The 18,153-nt window shown below is 33.2% G+C and carries 20 protein-coding genes; all 20 read left to right on the top strand.

Translation table 11 applies throughout. The features are described 5' to 3' along the window. The first annotated feature begins 3 nt into the window (after positions 1–3). Positions 4–600 carry a hypothetical protein gene (locus ACM55F_RS02965; RefSeq protein WP_416852211.1) on the top strand — a complete coding sequence of 199 codons (597 nt, stop codon included), beginning with the start codon at positions 4–6 and terminating at the stop codon, positions 598–600. A gap of 1 nt (position 601) precedes the next feature. Further along, positions 602–1,489, top strand: a complete 888-nt coding sequence (locus ACM55F_RS02970) for a 3-hydroxyacyl-CoA dehydrogenase family protein (protein ID WP_416852212.1) — start codon at positions 602–604, stop codon at positions 1,487–1,489. 1 nt (position 1,490) lies between these two features. Next, positions 1,491–2,156, top strand: coding sequence for a YggS family pyridoxal phosphate-dependent enzyme (locus ACM55F_RS02975; protein ID WP_416852213.1), 666 nt, complete (start codon positions 1,491–1,493; stop codon positions 2,154–2,156). Positions 2,157–2,187: 31 nt separating this feature from the next. Then, the gene (locus ACM55F_RS02980) at positions 2,188–2,556 is read left to right on the top strand and encodes a four helix bundle protein (RefSeq protein ID WP_416852214.1); all 369 of its coding nucleotides are present in this window, start codon (positions 2,188–2,190) and stop codon (positions 2,554–2,556) included. A gap of 164 nt (positions 2,557–2,720) precedes the next feature. Continuing rightward, on the top strand, positions 2,721–4,082 hold the full coding sequence (locus tag ACM55F_RS02985) for an exonuclease domain-containing protein (RefSeq protein WP_416852215.1): 1,362 nt from the start codon (positions 2,721–2,723) through the stop codon (positions 4,080–4,082). A gap of 27 nt (positions 4,083–4,109) precedes the next feature. Next, a complete protein-coding gene (locus tag ACM55F_RS02990; RefSeq protein ID WP_416852216.1) occupies positions 4,110–4,940 on the top strand; it encodes an ion transporter in 831 nt (276 codons plus the stop codon). A gap of 158 nt (positions 4,941–5,098) precedes the next feature. After that, positions 5,099–6,016: a tRNA (adenosine(37)-N6)-dimethylallyltransferase MiaA gene (miaA, locus tag ACM55F_RS02995; RefSeq protein WP_416852217.1), complete on the top strand. Its 918-nt coding sequence runs from the start codon at positions 5,099–5,101 to the stop codon at positions 6,014–6,016. Between the two features lie 39 nt (positions 6,017–6,055). Next, entirely contained in the window at positions 6,056–6,796 is a 741-nt protein-coding gene (locus ACM55F_RS03000) for an acyl-[acyl-carrier-protein] thioesterase (protein WP_416852218.1), read from the top strand. A 315-nt stretch (positions 6,797–7,111) separates the two neighbouring features. Beyond that, complete coding sequence (locus ACM55F_RS03005; protein ID WP_416852219.1) at positions 7,112–7,909, top strand: sulfite exporter TauE/SafE family protein; 798 nt, start codon at positions 7,112–7,114, stop codon at positions 7,907–7,909. An 83-nt stretch (positions 7,910–7,992) separates the two neighbouring features. Then, positions 7,993–9,267, top strand: a complete 1,275-nt coding sequence (locus ACM55F_RS03010; protein WP_416852220.1) for an NAD(P)/FAD-dependent oxidoreductase — start codon at positions 7,993–7,995, stop codon at positions 9,265–9,267. Positions 9,268–9,630: 363 nt separating this feature from the next. Continuing rightward, complete coding sequence (locus ACM55F_RS03015; RefSeq protein ID WP_416852221.1) at positions 9,631–11,046, top strand: MBL fold metallo-hydrolase; 1,416 nt, start codon at positions 9,631–9,633, stop codon at positions 11,044–11,046. 129 nt (positions 11,047–11,175) lie between these two features. Next, positions 11,176–11,844: a carbonic anhydrase gene (locus ACM55F_RS03020; RefSeq protein WP_416852222.1), complete on the top strand. Its 669-nt coding sequence runs from the start codon at positions 11,176–11,178 to the stop codon at positions 11,842–11,844. An 85-nt stretch (positions 11,845–11,929) separates the two neighbouring features. Further along, positions 11,930–13,330 carry an MBL fold metallo-hydrolase gene (locus tag ACM55F_RS03025; RefSeq protein WP_416852223.1) on the top strand — a complete coding sequence of 467 codons (1,401 nt, stop codon included), beginning with the start codon at positions 11,930–11,932 and terminating at the stop codon, positions 13,328–13,330. Between the two features lie 59 nt (positions 13,331–13,389). Then, complete coding sequence (locus ACM55F_RS03030) at positions 13,390–13,659, top strand: rhodanese-like domain-containing protein (RefSeq protein ID WP_416852224.1); 270 nt, start codon at positions 13,390–13,392, stop codon at positions 13,657–13,659. A 203-nt stretch (positions 13,660–13,862) separates the two neighbouring features. After that, a complete protein-coding gene (locus ACM55F_RS03035; RefSeq protein ID WP_416852225.1) occupies positions 13,863–14,171 on the top strand; it encodes a DUF202 domain-containing protein in 309 nt (102 codons plus the stop codon). A gap of 102 nt (positions 14,172–14,273) precedes the next feature. Beyond that, positions 14,274–15,503: an MFS transporter gene (locus tag ACM55F_RS03040; protein ID WP_416852226.1), complete on the top strand. Its 1,230-nt coding sequence runs from the start codon at positions 14,274–14,276 to the stop codon at positions 15,501–15,503. A 10-nt stretch (positions 15,504–15,513) separates the two neighbouring features. Further along, positions 15,514–15,834 (top strand): rhodanese-like domain-containing protein, encoded by a 321-nt coding sequence (locus ACM55F_RS03045; RefSeq protein WP_416852227.1) that lies wholly within the window; start codon positions 15,514–15,516, stop codon positions 15,832–15,834. Positions 15,835–15,894: 60 nt separating this feature from the next. After that, complete coding sequence (locus ACM55F_RS03050) at positions 15,895–16,464, top strand: TlpA family protein disulfide reductase (RefSeq protein ID WP_416852228.1); 570 nt, start codon at positions 15,895–15,897, stop codon at positions 16,462–16,464. A 573-nt stretch (positions 16,465–17,037) separates the two neighbouring features. Next, positions 17,038–17,601: a YeeE/YedE family protein gene (locus tag ACM55F_RS03055; RefSeq protein WP_416852419.1), complete on the top strand. Its 564-nt coding sequence runs from the start codon at positions 17,038–17,040 to the stop codon at positions 17,599–17,601. An 11-nt stretch (positions 17,602–17,612) separates the two neighbouring features. Next, positions 17,613–18,110, top strand: a complete 498-nt coding sequence (locus ACM55F_RS03060; protein ID WP_416852229.1) for a DUF6691 family protein — start codon at positions 17,613–17,615, stop codon at positions 18,108–18,110. The last annotated feature ends 43 nt before the right edge of the window (positions 18,111–18,153 follow it).

Consider the following 18,153-nt stretch of genomic DNA (forward strand, 5'->3'; position numbering starts at 1 on the left):
TTGATGGATAATAAGTTAGAAATTAAATATCGAAATCAAAAACAGTTATTTGAGATATTAGATGAAGAGATACGTGTAGATTTAGATACTTCAAAACATAAACTTAAGTATAATATCCCATTAGAAGATATAAAAAACACTCATTTTATTTCTAAAACAAAACAAAATGGTTTTACTTTAATTGCTTATTTTTCAATTATTTTAAATTTTTTATTTGCGATTTATATATCATCTGAATATATAAAACTCACAAAAAATTTACTTCTAAGCCTATTTTTTTCAATTTCATTTGCTATAATATTCGTATTAAAAACATTATTTGAAGATTATGATGAAAAACATATTGATTCCTCAAAGCTTTTTTATTTCATATACACTAAAAAAAACGCATCAGAAATAGATAAATTCATCGAATTAGTATACAAAAAACAAATCGAATTTTTCAGAAGAAAATATTTTTTGATTGATCCAATCTTACCATACAATGTTCAATATGAAAGATATATTTGGCTTTACAGCAATAAATATATTAATGAAAATGAATATGAAGTAATAAAAGAAAATTTAGATAAATACTTCAGCTTTAATCCAACTCTATAATATGAAAACAATAGCTGTAATCGGAGCAGGAACAATGGGTAACGGAATTGCCCATACTTTTGCCCAAAGTGGTTTTACCGTAAAATTAATTGATGTTTCAGAAAAATCTTTAGATAAAGGAATGGCAACTATTGCTGCCAATTTAGATAGAATGCTGGCAAAAGGAACCATCACTCATGAAGATGTAGCCAAAACAATTACCAATATAATCACGTATACAGATATCAAAGATGGCGTTGTAGGCGTTGATTTAGTGATTGAAGCAGCTACAGAAAATGTTGAATTAAAACTAAATATTTTCAAGCAGTTAAACGAAGCTTGTTCTCATAATACGATTTTGGCAACCAATACTTCTTCCATTTCCATCACGCAAATCGGAGCAGTTGTAGCACATCCGGAACGCGTTATAGGAATGCACTTTATGAATCCCGTGCCTATCATGAAACTGGTGGAAATCATTCGTGGCTATAACACCAGCGACGAAGTAACTAAAATCATCATGAATCTTTCTGAGAAATTAGGAAAAACTCCAGTTGAGGTAAACGATTATCCTGGATTTGTAGCCAATAGAATTTTGATGCCCATGATCAATGAAGCCATCGAAACTTTATATAACAAAGTTGCTGGAGTTTATGAAATTGACACGGTTATGAAATTAGGAATGGGTCATCCAATGGGGCCTTTACAACTAGCTGATTTTATTGGTCTTGATGTGTGTTTAGCCATTCTAAATGTAATGTATGATGGATTCAAAAACCCAAAATATGCTCCTTGCCCTTTATTAGTAAACATGGTTCGTGCGGGAAAAATGGGAGTAAAAACAGGAGAAGGTTTCTACGATTATTCGGAAAGCAAAAAAGCAGAGAAAATTGCTAAACAATTTATTTAAAATGTCAATAGCAAATAATTTACTCAACATAAAAGCTACATTACCGGAACATGTAACCTTAGTTGCGGTTTCTAAAACTAAACCTGTTTTGGATTTAATGGAAGCTTATGAAGCCGGTCAACGCATTTTTGGAGAAAACAAAATCCAGGAAATGGCCGAGAAATGGGAACAAATGCCCAGAGACATTCAATGGCACATGATAGGTCATGTTCAAACAAATAAAGTCAAATTTATGGCACAATTTGTGAGCTTGATTCATGGAGTGGATAGTTTGAAATTATTGCAGGAAATCAACAAACAAGCTCAAAAAAACAATAGAATTATCGATTGCTTATTGCAAATTCATATTGCAGAAGAGGAAACTAAATTTGGACTCGACGAGGAAGAACTCGCTTCACTCCTATCTTCAAATGAATTTCAGGAACTGAAAAATATCCGAATCGTTGGATTAATGGGAATGGCAACTTTTACAAACAATAAAGATCAAATCAAGAAAGAATTCACTCATTTGAAATCGATTTTTGACGCGATTCTCAGTACAGACGCGATTAATCGCGTCTCTACGGTATCAATATTATCAATGGGAATGTCCGGCGATTATCAACTTGCAATTGAATGCGGAAGCACGATGGTTCGGATTGGAAGTAGTATCTTTGGGGGAAGATAATTTGTAATAACAGAATTCAATTTCAATAAAAATGCAAGTAAGCGAACCTAATTTTGATAAAATCTACAATTTTGAAGACCGTTTAGTTAGATTTGCAGGTGAATGCATTTTCTTTGTTAGAAAATTAGAAAAGTCTTATGAAATTGAATATTATAAAAACCAACTGATAAGATCATCTGGAAGTTCTTCACTAAATTATGGAGAGGCTCAAGGTACAATAACGAGTAAAGATTTTATATTTAAAGTTTCTCTTTCCGTTAAGGAACTCAAAGAGTCCAGAAATTCATTAAAAGTTCTGGATTATATAAAAGCAGGAGATTTAGAAGAAAGAAAGTGGCTTTTGACAGAAGTTGAAGAACTAATAGCTATCGCTTCAAAAATGATAAACAATAAAAAATAATTCAATAACAATTACAATGGCAATAACAATATTTTTTCAATAGCAATTACAATATTCAATTTTTTAGATTTTTAAAATTGATATTTGATTTTAATATTGACTTTGTTATTGTAATTTATTTTTAAAATTGCTATTGCTATTGATTTTTGAAATTGACATTGAAAATGTACGCAATACTAGACATAGAAACCACTGGAGGACAATTTAACGAAGAAGGAATCACTGAAATCGCCATCTATAAATTTGACGGCCATGAAGTAGTCGATCAATTCATCAGTTTAGTAAATCCGGAAATTCCAATTCAGCCATTTGTAGTGAAGCTTACTGGTATTAATAATGCCATGTTACAATCTGCTCCCAAGTTTTTTGAAGTTGCGAAACGCATCATTGAAATGACAAATGACTGTGTTATCGTGGCGCATAATGCCTCTTTTGATTACCGAATCTTAAGAACCGAATTCCGGCGATTAGGGTATGATTTTGAAGCGAGAACACTTTGCACGGTTGAATTATCAAAAAAATTATTACCAGAGCAACCTTCCCATAGTTTAGGAAAATTAGTTCGTGCTCTTGGAATCCCAATGGCAGATCGCCACAGAGCCAGTGGTGATGCTTTGGCGACAGTCAAATTATTTAAAATTCTTTTAGAAAAAGATTTAGAGAAAGAAATTGTAAAAGATTTTATAAAGCTGGAAATCGAAAAAGGAATTGCTCCAAAATTACTGGATATTGTGGCTAGCTTACCTTCAAAAACAGGCATCTATTACATTCACAATGAAAAAGGAAATCTAATTTATATTGGCAAAAGCCGAAACATAAAAAAACGGGTCAATCAGCATTTTACAGGGACTTCCACAAAATGCAAGAAAATACAATCCGAAGTTTTCACGGTAACGTATGATGAAACAGGAAGTGAATTGATCGCTTTATTGAAAGAAAGTGAAGAAATAAAAATCAACAAACCAATTCATAACCGAGCGCAAAGAAAAAGTATTTTTCAATTGGCTTTATATGCTGAAAAAGATAAAAATGGTTATCTAAACCTAAAACTTCAAAAAGCGGATGGTCGAAAAAAAGAAATCACCTCATTTACTTCCCTTCAAGAAGGTAAAAATGCGTTATTCAGAATAACTTCTCATTATAATTTGTGCCAAAAACTTACTGGTTTATATGTTTCTAAAACAAACTGTTTTCAATACAATATAAAAGAATGTGACGGAGCGTGCATTGGCGAGATTTCTGCCGAAGAATATAACGCAAGAGTTCTGGGATTTATAGAAAAAAATAGTTTCGAAAATCAAAATATGGTACTTATTGACCGAGGAAGAACCATCAATGAACGCAGCGCAGTTTTGATTGAAAACGGAATTTATAAAGGGTATGCTTTCTATGACTTAAACTATCAAATCAACAACATCGAAATTCTTAAAAATATTATCATTCCCATGCAAAACAATAGGGATATACGTAATATTATTCAAGGTCATGTTCGAAAAAGTAAAACACTGAAAATTGTAAAATTCTAATCGCATGCTAATAATTACAACCTAATTATGCAAAGATTAAAGTCAAAATTTGACGCTTTTAGACATAGAACTAATGTCGTAATTTACGGAACGAATACCGCTTCCGGAAGATTATTTGATCTCATTCTTTTAGGCGTTATTCTATTGAGTGTCGTTATAGTGATGCTTGAGACAGTCAAAGGTTTTGACACAAAGTACCACCAACAACTCATTGTTTTGGAATGGATTATTACTATTTTCTTTACTTTAGAATACATACTTCGAATTATATCTATTAAAAAACCCATAAAATATATCTTTAGTTTTTATGGAATAATTGATTTGATTGCAACATTACCCATGTATTTTTCCCTGTTTTTTGTTGGAACTAGCGTTTTAACAGTTGTTAGAGCTTTACGATTGTTGCGATTATTCAAGATTTTGAAACATCCACAATTCTCCAGTCAATCCACTCATTTAAAAGAAGCCTTGATTGCCAGTAGAGGGAAAATACTTATTTTCATCTACTTCATGTTAATCAGCAGTGTAATAATTGGCTCCGTAATGTATATTGTTGAAGGAAAAGAAGGCGGTTTTACGAGTATTCCCATCAGTATTTATTGGACCATTGTAACGCTTACAACAGTTGGTTATGGCGATATTTCACCCATAACACCGCTAGGACAGGCCATTGCTTCGGTAGTAATGATAATGGGTTATGGTATTATTGCCGTTCCTACAGGAATTGTTTCTGCTGAATTTGCAAACAGTAACCGTACTAAACTAAGGGCCGAAAGAATCAATCCATGTACTGTTTGCGGAACAGAAGGACATGAACATAATGCAAAATACTGCTATCATTGTGGTGCAGAACTATAACTTATTAATTGAAGCAATTCCAGCTGTACACTGCAACTCCTCGTTATTCCAGTTGTTTTTCTAAGGCATAAAAGGAGCTTCCTTTGGTCGCTCTTTTACACCAAGAAAAACAAACTTTCATAACTCCGGGGTTTCCGTTTCCATCTGGGCTAAAAAATATGAAATACTTAATAACCATTATCGGACCCACGGCTATAGGAAAAACTTCCTTGAGTATAGTATTAGCTAATTATTTTAAATGTGATATTATTTCCTGTGATAGCAGACAGTTTTTCAAGGAAATGACCATTGGAACCGCTGTACCAAACAAAGCCGAGTTAGAAGCAGCTACGCATCATTTCATCCAAAACAAATCCATATTCGAGAATTATACAGTTGGTGATTTCGAGAAAGAAGCTATTGCAAAACTTGACGAATTATTTTTGACTAATGATTATGCAATTCTAGTTGGCGGTTCCGGATTATACGTAGATGCAATTTTGAAAGGTTTTGACGAATTTCCTGAAATTGACCCGGCTGTCCGTTCAGAAATAACGACTAATTATGAAAAATTAGGAATTGGATATTTACAACAAAAACTTGAAGTTTTAGATCCTGATTATTATAAAAGTTTGACCAACGAAAATCCTCAAACCCTGCAAAACCCACAACGAATGATGCGTTTCGTGGAAGTATGTCTGGGTTCCGGAAAACCCTATTCTTCTTTTTTAAACCAGAAAAAAAGCAGCAGAAACTTCACTCCTATTTTAATAGGTTTGGAAGCCGACAGAAAGATCATTTACAGTCGAATCAATCAACGTGTTGACATCATGATGAATGAAGGACTTCTCGCTGAAGCAAAAACGCTATTCCCAAATAAAGAATTGAATGCCTTACAAACTGTGGGTTACAGAGAATTATTCAGCTATTTTGACAGAGAAATTTCATTGGAATTTGCCATTGAAGAAATAAAGAAAAACACCCGACGATTTTCAAAACGCCAATTGACTTGGTTCAAAAGAAATGAAAATACCAAATGGTTTGATTTTGAAACTCCATATGAAACTATTGTGGATTACATCCATTCAAAAAACTAAAGAATACAAATTTATAATTCATAATTCATAATTTTCAATATGCCCATCTCTCCAAATTTCACATCAATTCTTAGCAAAGACTGGGAAATCAATTTTACACAATGCGCGCCAAATGGATTTTTAAAATACACTGATTTGTGTAATATTTTACAATTAACGGCTGCGGCACATTCAGAAATTGGTGGAATTAGTTTTACGGACATGCAGGAATTTGACCAAGCCTGGGTTTTGAGCAGAATGCGTGTTGAAATCTCTAAATTACCAAAATGGGGAGATACTGTAACTGTGAAAACATGGATCAATTCCTTGGAGAACTCTCGTTCAGTACGGGCGTTGGAAATGCATGTAAATGGAGAAAAAATTGTGGGTTCTGAGACTTTTTGGGCTGTATTCAATACTAAAAGGCGTCGACCAGAAGGATTGGTGTTACCGTTTGAACATTTTGAATTATATCCCGAAAAAAGAGCCACTATTGATGGTTTTTCCAAAATAAATTTCAATAATGAGAAAGAAATAGTTTTTGAAAAAAACGTCTTTTTATCAGATTTAGACATTGTAAATCATGTCAATAATGTCAAATATCTGGAATGGTGTTTGGATTTGGTTGATGAAAAATTAATTCTGAATCAAGCTGTTAAAAGCTTTGAAATGAATTTCCTTAAAGAATTGTCTTTAAAAGATAAAGTAATAATTCATGAAAATATTTCTGAAAACAAAACAGTTTTTAGTATTACAAAAGAAGATAAAACCAGCTTTGCCTTACAATTAAATTGGGAATAATCAATTATCTTCAAAATTTTCAAACAGCACTTAATCTGGTCAAATCAGCATCAGATAAGAAAATTATTCTCAAAAACATTGATCATCTAAATCCCAATGCACTCTAATCCTTTGTTTTGTCGCGAAGAAGAGAGGCTGTGTCGGTATTCTTTTTTAATTGAAATAAAAACAGCTATAAATCATACGATTTACAGGTGTTTTTTTAATTACTTCCAAAATAAATTCATTTCTAAGAAATAAAATTACCTATGTGATAAATGTTACTGTACACGAAATTTTAACTGACAATCTTTGCAGTATAAAATTTTTACAATTATGGAATATATAGGTTATTTTTCGTCAATACTCATTGGCATTGCATTAGGACTGATCGGTGGTGGTGGCAGTATTCTTACCGTACCGGTATTAGTTTATTTATTTGCTATTGAACCCGTTTTGGCAACGGCTTACTCGCTATTTATTGTTGGACTTACTAGTGCTGTAGGTACCGTTGGTTATTTCAAAAAAGGTTTAGTAAATATCAAAACAGCTATTGTCTTTGGTATTCCTTCAATCATTGCTGTTTTTATAACTAGAGCTTATATCGTTCCTGCGATTCCAAAAGAAGTATTTACGGTGGGTGATTTTATGGTTACCAAAAACCTGTTAATGATGTTACTTTTTGCAGTAATTATGATTGCAGCTTCGTACAGCATGATTAAAAAAGATAAAAAAAATATAGAAGAAAAATCGGAAGAACAAAAATTCAATTATCCACTTATACTTATTGAAGGAGCTATTGTTGGAGTTATCACTGGTTTAGTAGGTGCTGGTGGTGGTTTCTTAATTATCCCTGCCTTAGTGATTTTAAGTAAACTTCCAATGAAAGAGGCTGTTGGAACTTCATTAGTAATTATTGCTGCTAAATCTTTGATTGGTTTCTTTGGAGAAAGTGGAGAAAATGGTATTAATTGGCAGTTTCTATTTATCATTTCGGCATTTGCGATTGTTGGAATTTTTATTGGCACGGCATTATCTAAAAAAATTGATGGCAATAAACTTAAGCCAGCCTTTGGTTGGTTTGTTTTAGTGATGGGAATTTATATTATAACCAAAGAACTTTTTCTAAAATAAAACCTTGTGTGACAAAAGTCACTAGCTAATAAATTAATAATCAATACTATTGATAGTTTTATTATCATAAAAAAATCATAAAAATGTCAAATCATTATCAAATTCTTGTCATCGGTGGAGGAAATGCAGGACTTTCTGTAGCTTCACAATTGCTTCGCAAAAGAAGTAATCTAAATATCGGAATCATTGATCCTTCAGAAAAACATTATTATCAACCTGCATGGACATTGGTTGGTGCTGGTATATTTGATATTAATAAAACTATTCGAAATGAAAAAGAGGTAATTCCCAAAAACACTACTTGGATTAAAGAAGCCGTAGCTGAATTTATGCCAACTGAAAACAAAGTAAAATGTAGTTCGGGTGATGAATTTACCTATGATTACTTAGTGGTTTGTCCGGGAATTCAATTGGATTGGAATAAAATAGAAGGACTTAAGGAAACATTAGGAAAAAATAATGTAAGTAGTAACTACTCTTTTCAACACGCGCCATACACATGGGAAATGATTAAAAATTTCAAAGGTGGCACTGCAGTTTTTACAAACCCAACAACGCCTATTAAATGCGGTGGAGCACCCCACAAAATTATGTATTTAGCGTGCGATTATTGGCGTAAAAAAGGAATTTTAGACCAATGTGATGTACACTATATTTCAGGAGCTGCTTCTATATTTGGTGTTAAAGAATATGCAGAAACACTGAAAAAAGTCATAGGTCATTACAATATTCACGTTCATTTTGGCGCAAATGTTACAGCGATAAATGGAGAAAATAAAACCGTTGCATTCGAAACCAAAGAAATTGATGAGAATCTAAATCAAAAATTATGTTCAGAAAATGCTGCTTGCTACGGAATAATAGAACATAACGATACGGAGGATCTTAAAAAAGTAATTTTAAATTTTGATTTATGCCACACTGTTCCTCCACAATCGGCTCCTGATTTTATAAAAAACAGCCCTTTGAGAGATCCAGCAAATCCATTGGGATATGTAGAAATAGACAAAAACACGCTGCAACACACTCGTTTTTCTAACATATTCGCTCTAGGAGATTGTACCAATGCACCTTGCAGTAAAACTGGCGCTGCTATTCGCAAACAAGCACCTGTTGTAGTTACTAATCTTTTAGCGATTATCGATAATAAAACAGCGTCGGCTCAATACGACGGTTACAGCGCCTGCCCTATTCCTACTCAATACGGAAAATTAATGTTGGCTGAATTTGATTATTCAAATACGCCAAAAATGACTTTCCCAATCAATCAGGCAAAACCAAATTGGGCTATGTGGATACTTAAAACTAAAATATTGCCTTGGTTGTATTGGAATAAAATTTTAAAAGGAACTGCATAACTAATTTTTAGTTTGTTGCCTGTATTGGCTAGATAGTTTCATAATTATAAGGAAAGCGAGACGGCTGTAGTAAACGCTGTTTTTCATTATGGCTCCAAAGACAAAAATACGCTTAATTATGTATTATCAAATAGCCAAAAAAGTGATTGAGCCAGCATTCAAAAAACGATATAAAAGACCATCTATTTGATGGTCTTTTTTTATGTGTACTAATTGCAAAATATTCAATTACAGTTTACTATGTGACATATATCACATACTATATTTAATCATAAAACAGTTATTTTAATATGACAATTGTCACTTTAGATTAAAAATGTGCCCCCTAATTTTGCCGTATCAATAACTTAAAAAAACTTAATTATGAAAATTGAACAAATTTATACAGGATGTATTGCACACGCAGCATATTATTTAGAAAGTAACGGAGAAGCAGCTATTTTTGATCCATTACGCGAAGTGCAACCATATATCGATAGAGCATTTAAAGATAATGCTAAAATTAAGTACGTTTTTCTAACCCATTTCCATGCTGATTTTGTTTCAGGACATTTGGATTTAGCCAATAAAACAAATGCAAAAATTGTATACGGTCCAACAGCAAAACCTGCTTATGAAGTAATCACTGCGACAGATAATCAAATCTTTGAAGTGGGAAAATATAAAGTAAAAATAATTCACACTCCGGGACATACCATGGAAAGCACTACCTTTTTATTGATTGACGAGAACGGAAAAGAACACGGAATTATAACTGGTGACACATTGTTTATTGGTGATGTAGGCCGTCCTGATTTAGCACAACACGTTGTTGCCGATTTGACCCAAGACAAACTTGCCAGACATCTTTACCAATCGCTACGCAACAAAATCATGCCTTTGTCCGATGATTTAATTGTGTACCCTAATCACGGTGCTGGCTCCGCTTGTGGGAAAATGATGAGCAAAGAAACCACAGATACTTTGGGTAACCAAAAGAAAACCAACTACGCCTTAAACCCAAAGATGACCGAAGATGAGTTTGTTATTGCAGTACTAACCGGATTAACAAATCCTCCAGGATATTTTCCAGCCAATGTTTTGATGAATATCAATGGTTATGAAAGCTTAGATGCTGTACTTAAAAAAGCCAACACGCCTTTAAATCCAGAAGAATTTGAATTGATTGCCAATGAAACTCGTGCTTTAATTCTGGATACGCGATTGGCATCTGAATTTGCAAATGGATTTATCCCCAATAGCATCAACATCGGTTTAGACGGTAATTTTGCCATGTGGGTGGGAGAAATGATTACCGATATAAAGCAAGAGATTTTATTGGTAACCGAAACTGGGAAAGAAGAAGAAAGTATGGTTCGTCTTTCTCGAATTGGCTACGACAATACGATTGGGTACCTAAAAGATGGTTTTAAATCTTGGAAAGAAGCGGGTAAAGAAATAGATAAACTCACCCGAATTACAGCAACAGAACTGGAAGAAAAACTAAAAAATGAGGAAATTCCCGTTTTTGACGTCAGAAAAAAAAGCGAATATTTATCTGAACATCTTTTAGGAGCAGTAAATATTCCGTTAAACGAAATCAACAATCACTTGGCTGAATTTCCAAAAGAAAAACCATTTATCCTGCATTGTGCCGGTGGTTATCGCAGTATGTTAGCCGCATCGATTCTAAAAATGCGTGGTTGGGATAATTTTGTGGATATAATTGGCGGTTTTACAGAAATTAAAGAAACTAATCTTCCTAAAACGGATTATGTATGTCCTACAACATTATTATAAAAATATATCGAAATTTTAAAAAGAGAGGGTCCAAAAAGATCCTCTCTTTTTTTGGTGCAAAGTGATAATAGTCACTATCCAATACTACTGTGACAGTTATTTTTGAAGAAAATTAATAGCCCCATTACAATGAAAAAAATAATTATAGCTTTATTCATTATGCTACTCACTATTACCGGATGTGAAAAAACAGACATAAAAATACCGGCAGAAAATAAACATCAAACCCCAATTGAAAAGTTAGTTTCCGGAAATCAGCGATTTTTAGAAGAAAAAACAATTCATCCCCATCAAAATAAAAAATCGGTTTTAGAAAATCAAAACGCACAACATCCTTTCGCAGTTGTGGTAGCCTGTTCTGACAGCAGAGTTTCTCCTGAAATTCTTTTTGACCAAGGAATAGGCGATTTATTTGTGATTAGAAATGCCGGAAACCTGATTTCTGATATTGATATGGGAAGCATTGAATATGCTGTTGAACATTTAGATGCCAAATTAGTCGTTGTTTTGGGTCACACGGAATGTGGTGCCATCAAAGCCTATATTGGAGATAAAAATAATGCCTATAAAAAACATCTGAATCATATTGATGACATTGTAGAAACCATTGCTAATGAATACGAAGAGAAAAAAGCAGAAAAAAATACACCAAAAAAAAATAATTTATTGGGTTGCATCAATGCAAATATCGAACATTCAAAACGACTCATTCAAGAAAATCCAATTATAAAAGAACACAAAACAAAAATTATTTCCATGCGCTATGACGTGCATACAGGCAAAATAATTCAGTTATAAAACCCTATGTAACATTAGTCACCAATTTTAATAAACTCGTGACCTAATTTTGTCAAATAAATTAGAAACTTAAAAAATAAACAATATGTTTTTTCAACACATTTACGACAAGAGTCTTGCTCAGGCAAGTTATTTTATTGGCTGTCAAAAAGCTGGAGTAGCCGCGGTAATCGATCCAAAAAGGGATGTAGATACCTATCTCGAAATTGCTAAACAGAACAATATGAAAATTACTCATATTTTAGAAACACACATACATGCAGATTTCCTTGCAGGCTCAAGAGAACTAGCCGCTTTGACAGGAGCAGAAATGTACCTTTCAGCGGAAGGCGGACCAGATTGGAAATACGAATTTCCTCATGTTGACGTAAGAGATGGTGATGTTTTAAAAGTAGGAAACTTAAAAATAGAAGTAGTTCACACTCCCGGACATACTCCAGAAAGTATCAGTTTTCTTTTAACGGATACGCCTGCCAGCAACGAACCGGTAATGTTATTCACCGGTGACTTTGTATTTGTTGGTGATATAGGAAGACCTGATTTACTTGAAAAAGCAGCAGGAATGAAAGGAACTCAAGACATTGGTGCCAAACAAATGTATCAATCGATTAATAAATTCGATGCATTACCTGATTATATTCAAGTATGGCCAGGTCATGGAGCAGGTTCTGCTTGTGGAAAAGCATTAGGAGCCGTTCCAAGCACCACTGTAGGTTATGAAAAAATAAGAAACTGGGCTCTTCAACATAAAAATGATGAAACTGGATTTGTAAAATATTTATTGGAAGACCAACCGGAACCACCAAAGTATTTTGCGATGATGAAAAAACTGAATAAAGTTGATCGTCCGCTTCTTACGGCTGTTCCAAAATTGAAAAAACTGGATTACACCGAATTAACAGCAGCTTTAGCAAAAGGAATTAAATTGATTGATGCTAGAGATAAAACGGAATTTTCAAAAGGTTTTATTCCAGAAAGTATTAACATTCAAGGGAATAATTCTTTTGCCACTTGGGCAGGATGGTTTCTTACCTATGATGAACCATTTATGCTGCTTGCTGATGAATCGCAATTGGATGATCTTACGAGAAAACTAATGAGAATAGGATTAGACAACATTCACGGTTACATTCCTTCTACAAAAATATGGGAAGAAAATGGGGGTTCTTTAGAGAAAGTGAATCAAATTACATTAGAAGAGTTTAAAACCTTACAACAAGAAAAAGGCGTTCAAGTGGTTGACCTTCGTGGTGTTGCTGAATATAATGCAGGTCATATCAAAGGAGCTGATAATGTATTTGTAGGTACTTTAGTAAACAATCTGGATAAAATAAGTAAAGATAAAAAAGTATTAATCCATTGCCAAGGCGGTGACAGAGCAGCAATTGCCTATTCATTATTAACACAAAACGGCTATAAAAATGTACTCAACTATTCTCCTGGAATGAATGAATGGATTAATCAAAACAATCCTATTGAATACTAAAAACATCAATTATGTTCGGAATTTTTAAAAATATGTTTTCAAAAAAAGATACAACGCAAATGGAAAAATTAATAAAAGAAGGTGCGTTCCTTGTAGATGTTCGCACACCAGCAGAATTTGCTGAAGGTCACGTAAAAGGATCAACAAATATTCCTTTGGATCAAGTGGCGAGTCAATTGGCAAAATTTAAAGGAAAAGAACACATTATTGTTTTCTGCCGAAGTGGTAATCGCAGCGGTCAAGCCAAAATGATTTTGGAACAAAATGGTTTCAAAAACGTCACAAATGGCGGTACTTGGCAAGATGTAAATGAAGCGATAAGCAAATAAACAGAGGTGCTATTAAAATATTGTGCAGTTTAAAACAAGAAATATATTTGTTTTAAACTGTACACTTATTTAGAAATCGAAATTTGATGTAAATAAAGAAGTAAATTTGATAGACTTTTTAAGAGATACTAATGAATTTATTGTTTTGAATTTAACAAAGACTACTGAGCTCCTTTTTGAAATTAATTCGAAAAAAAACTGACATGAAAGATACAAAAGCAATGAACAAAGACTTAATTTTAAGAGAAAAATTAGCATTACAGCGAACTGTACTGGCCAATCAATCTACTTTTCTTGCCTTTTTGAGAACGTCAATGTATTTTTTGATTGCGGGTTTGAGTTTGCGAAATTTATTAAAAGTTGAAAATAGTTTATTCATTGAAATCGCACTTTTCATCACTTCGTTTGTGATTTTTATTCTCGGAACACTCAACTATTTCAAGCATAAAAAATCCATTTCCGAAAACAAAAAACACATTGGGGACTACCAATTAGAATATTACGAGTTATAAAAACGTAATTCTTTTTTTGCCTTTACTCCTTTTCTAAACTAAGCTAGTAATCAGTTTGAAAAACACGAAACTATTTTTTGAACTTAAAAAAACCACACACAATTGAAAGCAAATACAACCAAACTTGGACTAAAAGAAAATTGGAAACAATTTACCATTTTGGTCATCGTCAATGCCTTTGTTGGCGGAATGATAGGAATGGAAAGAACAATTATTCCAAAATTTGCCGAAATTGAATTTGGTATTGCTTCAAAAACAGCTATTCTTTCATTTATAACTGCATTTGGAATTACAAAAGCCATTACCAATTATTTCACAGGCAAGTTGGCGAATCGTTTCGGTAGAAAAAATTTACTTTTATTTGGTTGGATTCTGGCCATACCTATCCCTTTTATTTTGATATATGCAGAATCATGGAACTGGGTGATTTTTGCTAATATTCTGTTGGGAATTAGTCAAGGACTAACTTGGAGCAGTACGGTGGTGATGAAAATTGATTTAGTTGGAGAAAAAGATCGTGGACTGGCAATGGGACTCAACGAATTTGCCGGTTATTTTGCCGTTGGGTTAGTTGCTTTTCTGTCAGGCTATATCGCCCAAAAATATGGCATTACACCCTACCCTTTTTACTTGGGAATTGGGATTTCTATAATTGGTTTTTTGTTAACTTTATTTTTTGTGAAAGATACCAGAGTATTTGTACACCAAGAAAATACCACCAATCAAACCCAAAAATTAGAAAACATTTTTCTAGAAACCACTTTCAAAAACAAAACTTTAAGTGCTGTTACGCAAGCTGGATTAGTCAATAATTTGAATGACGGCATGATTTGGGGACTTTTGCCTATAGTGTTGCTTTCATTGAATTATGATTCTCAGAATATTGGCGTCATAACAGCTATTTATCCTACCGTTTGGGGTTTTGGACAATTGATAACCGGAAAAATGTCGGATATATATTCGAAAAAAAAGATGCTTTTTTGGGGAATGTTAGTACAAGGAATTGCGATTATTTTTATTCCTTTCAGTACCGAAATGTATCAATTAGCAACTATTTCAGCCTTATTAGGGTTTGGAACTGCCTTAGTTTATCCTACTTTTTTATCTGCCATTGCACAAGCCACAAATCCAACACAAAGAGCGGAAAGCATTGGTACATTTAGACTTTGGAGGGATTTAGGTTATGCGATAGGCGCTATTATTTCAGGAATAACCGCTGATTTATTTGGGGTAAATTATGCTATTATATTGATAGGTGTTATCACAATTCTATCGTCTGTAATAATCAAAGTTCGTATGCCGAAAGACCATTTGCAAAAGACAAATAACTAATACAATCAACATGAAAGAAATAGATAGCTCCTCAAATGAATGCATTTCAGTTGAAGAGGCAAAACAAGCACTTCAGCAAAATGAAAAAATACAGATTATTGATGTCCGTTCCAAAGAAGAATTCGAAAACAATCATATTCCGGAAGCCATAAATATTGCTTTGTCAGAAATTGAAAACCAAATACATAAAATCAAAAAAGATCATAAAATCATCACCGCTTGTGGCAAAGGTGGAGGAAGGTCGATGGATGGCGCTAAAATTTTAAAAGAAATGGGATACAATGCCAACTGGCTTTGCGGCGGAACAAATGAGTGGTTGAATTTAAAATAAAGTATAAAGTTAAAGTCAATATTCTTTCTTTTCAGAAAGTAATGCTACAAAAACATAAAAATGAACTGGAAAACACCAAAAAAATCTACCTTACAAAATATTGCTTTTATCCTATTTATAGCACTGCTTCTGTTTAGTCCTTTGGGCACTTTTGTAAAAATACAATTAAACCGCTTAATTGCTTTTTCACCTAAAACTATTGCTGTAACAGATCAAAAAATGCTTTCCAGTTACCAATGGCAATTAGTTGATGCTACCGGGCAGCGTGTGACATTGGAAGAATACAAAGGAAAAATAATATTCATTAATTTCTGGGCCACATGGTGCCCGCCTTGTATTGCCGAAATGCCAAGTATACAAAAATTATATGTTGATTATCAGGATAAAATGGTCTTTTTGTTTGTGACTACTGATTCTTTTGAAAAAGCAAAAGCGTTTTTAGTCAAAGAAAATTTAACGCTTCCTATATATCAATCGGTTACAAATCCTCCTACGGAAATGGAGTCATCAACAATTCCAGCCACTTATCTTATTGACAAACAAGGAAATGTAATTTTAGCCAAAATTGGTACTGCAAATTGGAATAGTGATTCGTTCCGAGAAAAATTAGAGGAGTTACTAAAAAAGTAATAGGACTATCCGTTACTAATACCAAGCTACATTTTATGAATAAAATTTTGCTGTTTTGTCATTTCGACGAAGGAGAAATCACATAACAATAGCAACTAATGAGTTTTTCCTTCGTCGAAATGACAAATTAATTACTATTGGTATCGGACAGTCATAAAATATAACTGTGAGCTTTGCGGAATAATATTGCTTTTTGGCCACAGATTTAAAAGATTTTCACTGATTTCCCCTAATAAATCTAATTCACTTTTCTCTAATCTGTGGAAATCTTTTAAATCTGTGGCAAAAAGTATTTTTTAGTATTAGTAACGGATCATTATTAAAAGTAATATAATAATAAAAAAACGAGAGTATAAAACGCGAAAGACATTTGATAAATCAAACCCTTTTTAATTTGAAATAACCGACCTCAATTCAAACCTTATAAATAGCTAGTACATTATAACTGAATTGAAACAGGATAATTACTCTTATTTATATCATTTTTTACTTTTTTTTTGTTGTGTGACAAAAGTAACATAACTACTCATTTATAAGTATAATCTTTGCATCAATAAATCAACAAATATGGAAATTTTAGAAATAATCAAACAACCTTGGCCTTGGTATATTGCAGGCCCATTAGTTGGACTTACAGTTCCGGCTTTATTAATTATTGGAAACAAATCATTTGGTATTAGTGCCTCATTACGTCACACTTGCGCCATGTGCTTACCAGCAAATATTACCTTTTTCAAATACGATTGGAAAAAAGAAATCTGGAATATGTTTTTCGTATTAGGAATTTTAATTGGTGGTGTTATTGCTTACAGTTTTTTATCAAATCCTGATCCAATTATTATAAACGCTAATCTAAAAACAGAATTAGCGACTTACGGAGTTACTGACATCAGCGGAATGCTACCCGAACAATTATTCTCGTGGGAAAATTTATTTACACTTAAAGGATTTTTTATGATGGTAATAGGTGGTTTCTTTATTGGTTTTGGCTCTCGTTATGCGGGAGGATGTACCAGTGGTCATTCTATTTCTGGTTTGTCTAATTTACAATTGCCTTCGCTTATTGCAACTTGTTGCTTCTTCGTAGGTGGATTGATTATGGCCAACCTCATTTTACCTTTTATCCTTTCACTATAAAATTATTAGCTATGCAAATTAAAAATCAAAATACAGATTTTGAAACTCGTTCCTTAGATACGGTTTGTATCAACGAGAGTCAATTAGAACACAAATGGTATCATAATTTAAAATACTTAGTCATCGGTCTATTGTTTGGAATTGTTTTCATCAAAGCCGAGATTATCAGTTGGTATCGCATTCAGGAAATGTTTCGTTTTCAATCTTTTCACATGTACGGTGTTATTGGAAGTGCCGTTGTGGTTGGGATAATATCCGTTTTTCTGATAAAAAAATTCAATATTAAAACCATTTATGGAGAAAAGATTGAATTCCATGACAAAACCTTCAACAAAGGTCAAATCTACGGCGGACTCATCTTTGGATTGGGTTGGGCAATAACAGGAGCTTGCCCTGGGCCATTGTTTGCACAAATTGGAACTGGCGCCACGGTGATGATTGTTACCCTATTTTTTGCAATAGTGGGAACTTGGGTATATGGATATTTTAGAGATAAACTGCCTCATTAAAAAAGTATGAATCCAGAAAAGCAAAATATAGTCCAATTTAAAT

The organism is Flavobacterium melibiosi, assembly GCF_048158545.1.
GTDB classification, from domain to species: domain Bacteria; phylum Bacteroidota; class Bacteroidia; order Flavobacteriales; family Flavobacteriaceae; genus Flavobacterium; species Flavobacterium melibiosi.

Excerpts from the sequence above, each read along its gene's own strand:
- ACM55F_RS03030 (WP_416852224.1), top strand. The coding sequence starts at position 13,390 with ATGGAAAAATTAATAAAAGAAGGTGCGTTCCTTGTAGATGTTCGCACA.
- ACM55F_RS02965 (WP_416852211.1), top strand. The coding sequence starts at position 4 with ATGGATAATAAGTTAGAAATTAAATATCGAAATCAAAAACAGTTATTT.
- ACM55F_RS03045 (WP_416852227.1), top strand. The coding sequence starts at position 15,514 with ATGAAAGAAATAGATAGCTCCTCAAATGAATGCATTTCAGTTGAAGAG.
- ACM55F_RS02975 (WP_416852213.1), top strand. The coding sequence starts at position 1,491 with ATGTCAATAGCAAATAATTTACTCAACATAAAAGCTACATTACCGGAA.
- ACM55F_RS03020 (WP_416852222.1), top strand. The coding sequence starts at position 11,176 with ATGAAAAAAATAATTATAGCTTTATTCATTATGCTACTCACTATTACC.
- ACM55F_RS03050 (WP_416852228.1), top strand. The coding sequence starts at position 15,895 with ATGAACTGGAAAACACCAAAAAAATCTACCTTACAAAATATTGCTTTT.
- ACM55F_RS02980 (WP_416852214.1), top strand. The coding sequence starts at position 2,188 with ATGCAAGTAAGCGAACCTAATTTTGATAAAATCTACAATTTTGAAGAC.
- ACM55F_RS03000 (WP_416852218.1), top strand. The coding sequence starts at position 6,056 with ATGCCCATCTCTCCAAATTTCACATCAATTCTTAGCAAAGACTGGGAA.
- ACM55F_RS02985 (WP_416852215.1), top strand. The coding sequence starts at position 2,721 with ATGTACGCAATACTAGACATAGAAACCACTGGAGGACAATTTAACGAA.
- ACM55F_RS03025 (WP_416852223.1), top strand. The coding sequence starts at position 11,930 with ATGTTTTTTCAACACATTTACGACAAGAGTCTTGCTCAGGCAAGTTAT.
- ACM55F_RS02970 (WP_416852212.1), top strand. The coding sequence starts at position 602 with ATGAAAACAATAGCTGTAATCGGAGCAGGAACAATGGGTAACGGAATT.
- ACM55F_RS03015 (WP_416852221.1), top strand. The coding sequence starts at position 9,631 with ATGAAAATTGAACAAATTTATACAGGATGTATTGCACACGCAGCATAT.
- ACM55F_RS02990 (WP_416852216.1), top strand. The coding sequence starts at position 4,110 with ATGCAAAGATTAAAGTCAAAATTTGACGCTTTTAGACATAGAACTAAT.
- miaA (WP_416852217.1), top strand. The coding sequence starts at position 5,099 with ATGAAATACTTAATAACCATTATCGGACCCACGGCTATAGGAAAAACT.
- ACM55F_RS03060 (WP_416852229.1), top strand. The coding sequence starts at position 17,613 with ATGCAAATTAAAAATCAAAATACAGATTTTGAAACTCGTTCCTTAGAT.
- ACM55F_RS03035 (WP_416852225.1), top strand. The coding sequence starts at position 13,863 with ATGAAAGATACAAAAGCAATGAACAAAGACTTAATTTTAAGAGAAAAA.
- ACM55F_RS03005 (WP_416852219.1), top strand. The coding sequence starts at position 7,112 with ATGGAATATATAGGTTATTTTTCGTCAATACTCATTGGCATTGCATTA.
- ACM55F_RS03010 (WP_416852220.1), top strand. The coding sequence starts at position 7,993 with ATGTCAAATCATTATCAAATTCTTGTCATCGGTGGAGGAAATGCAGGA.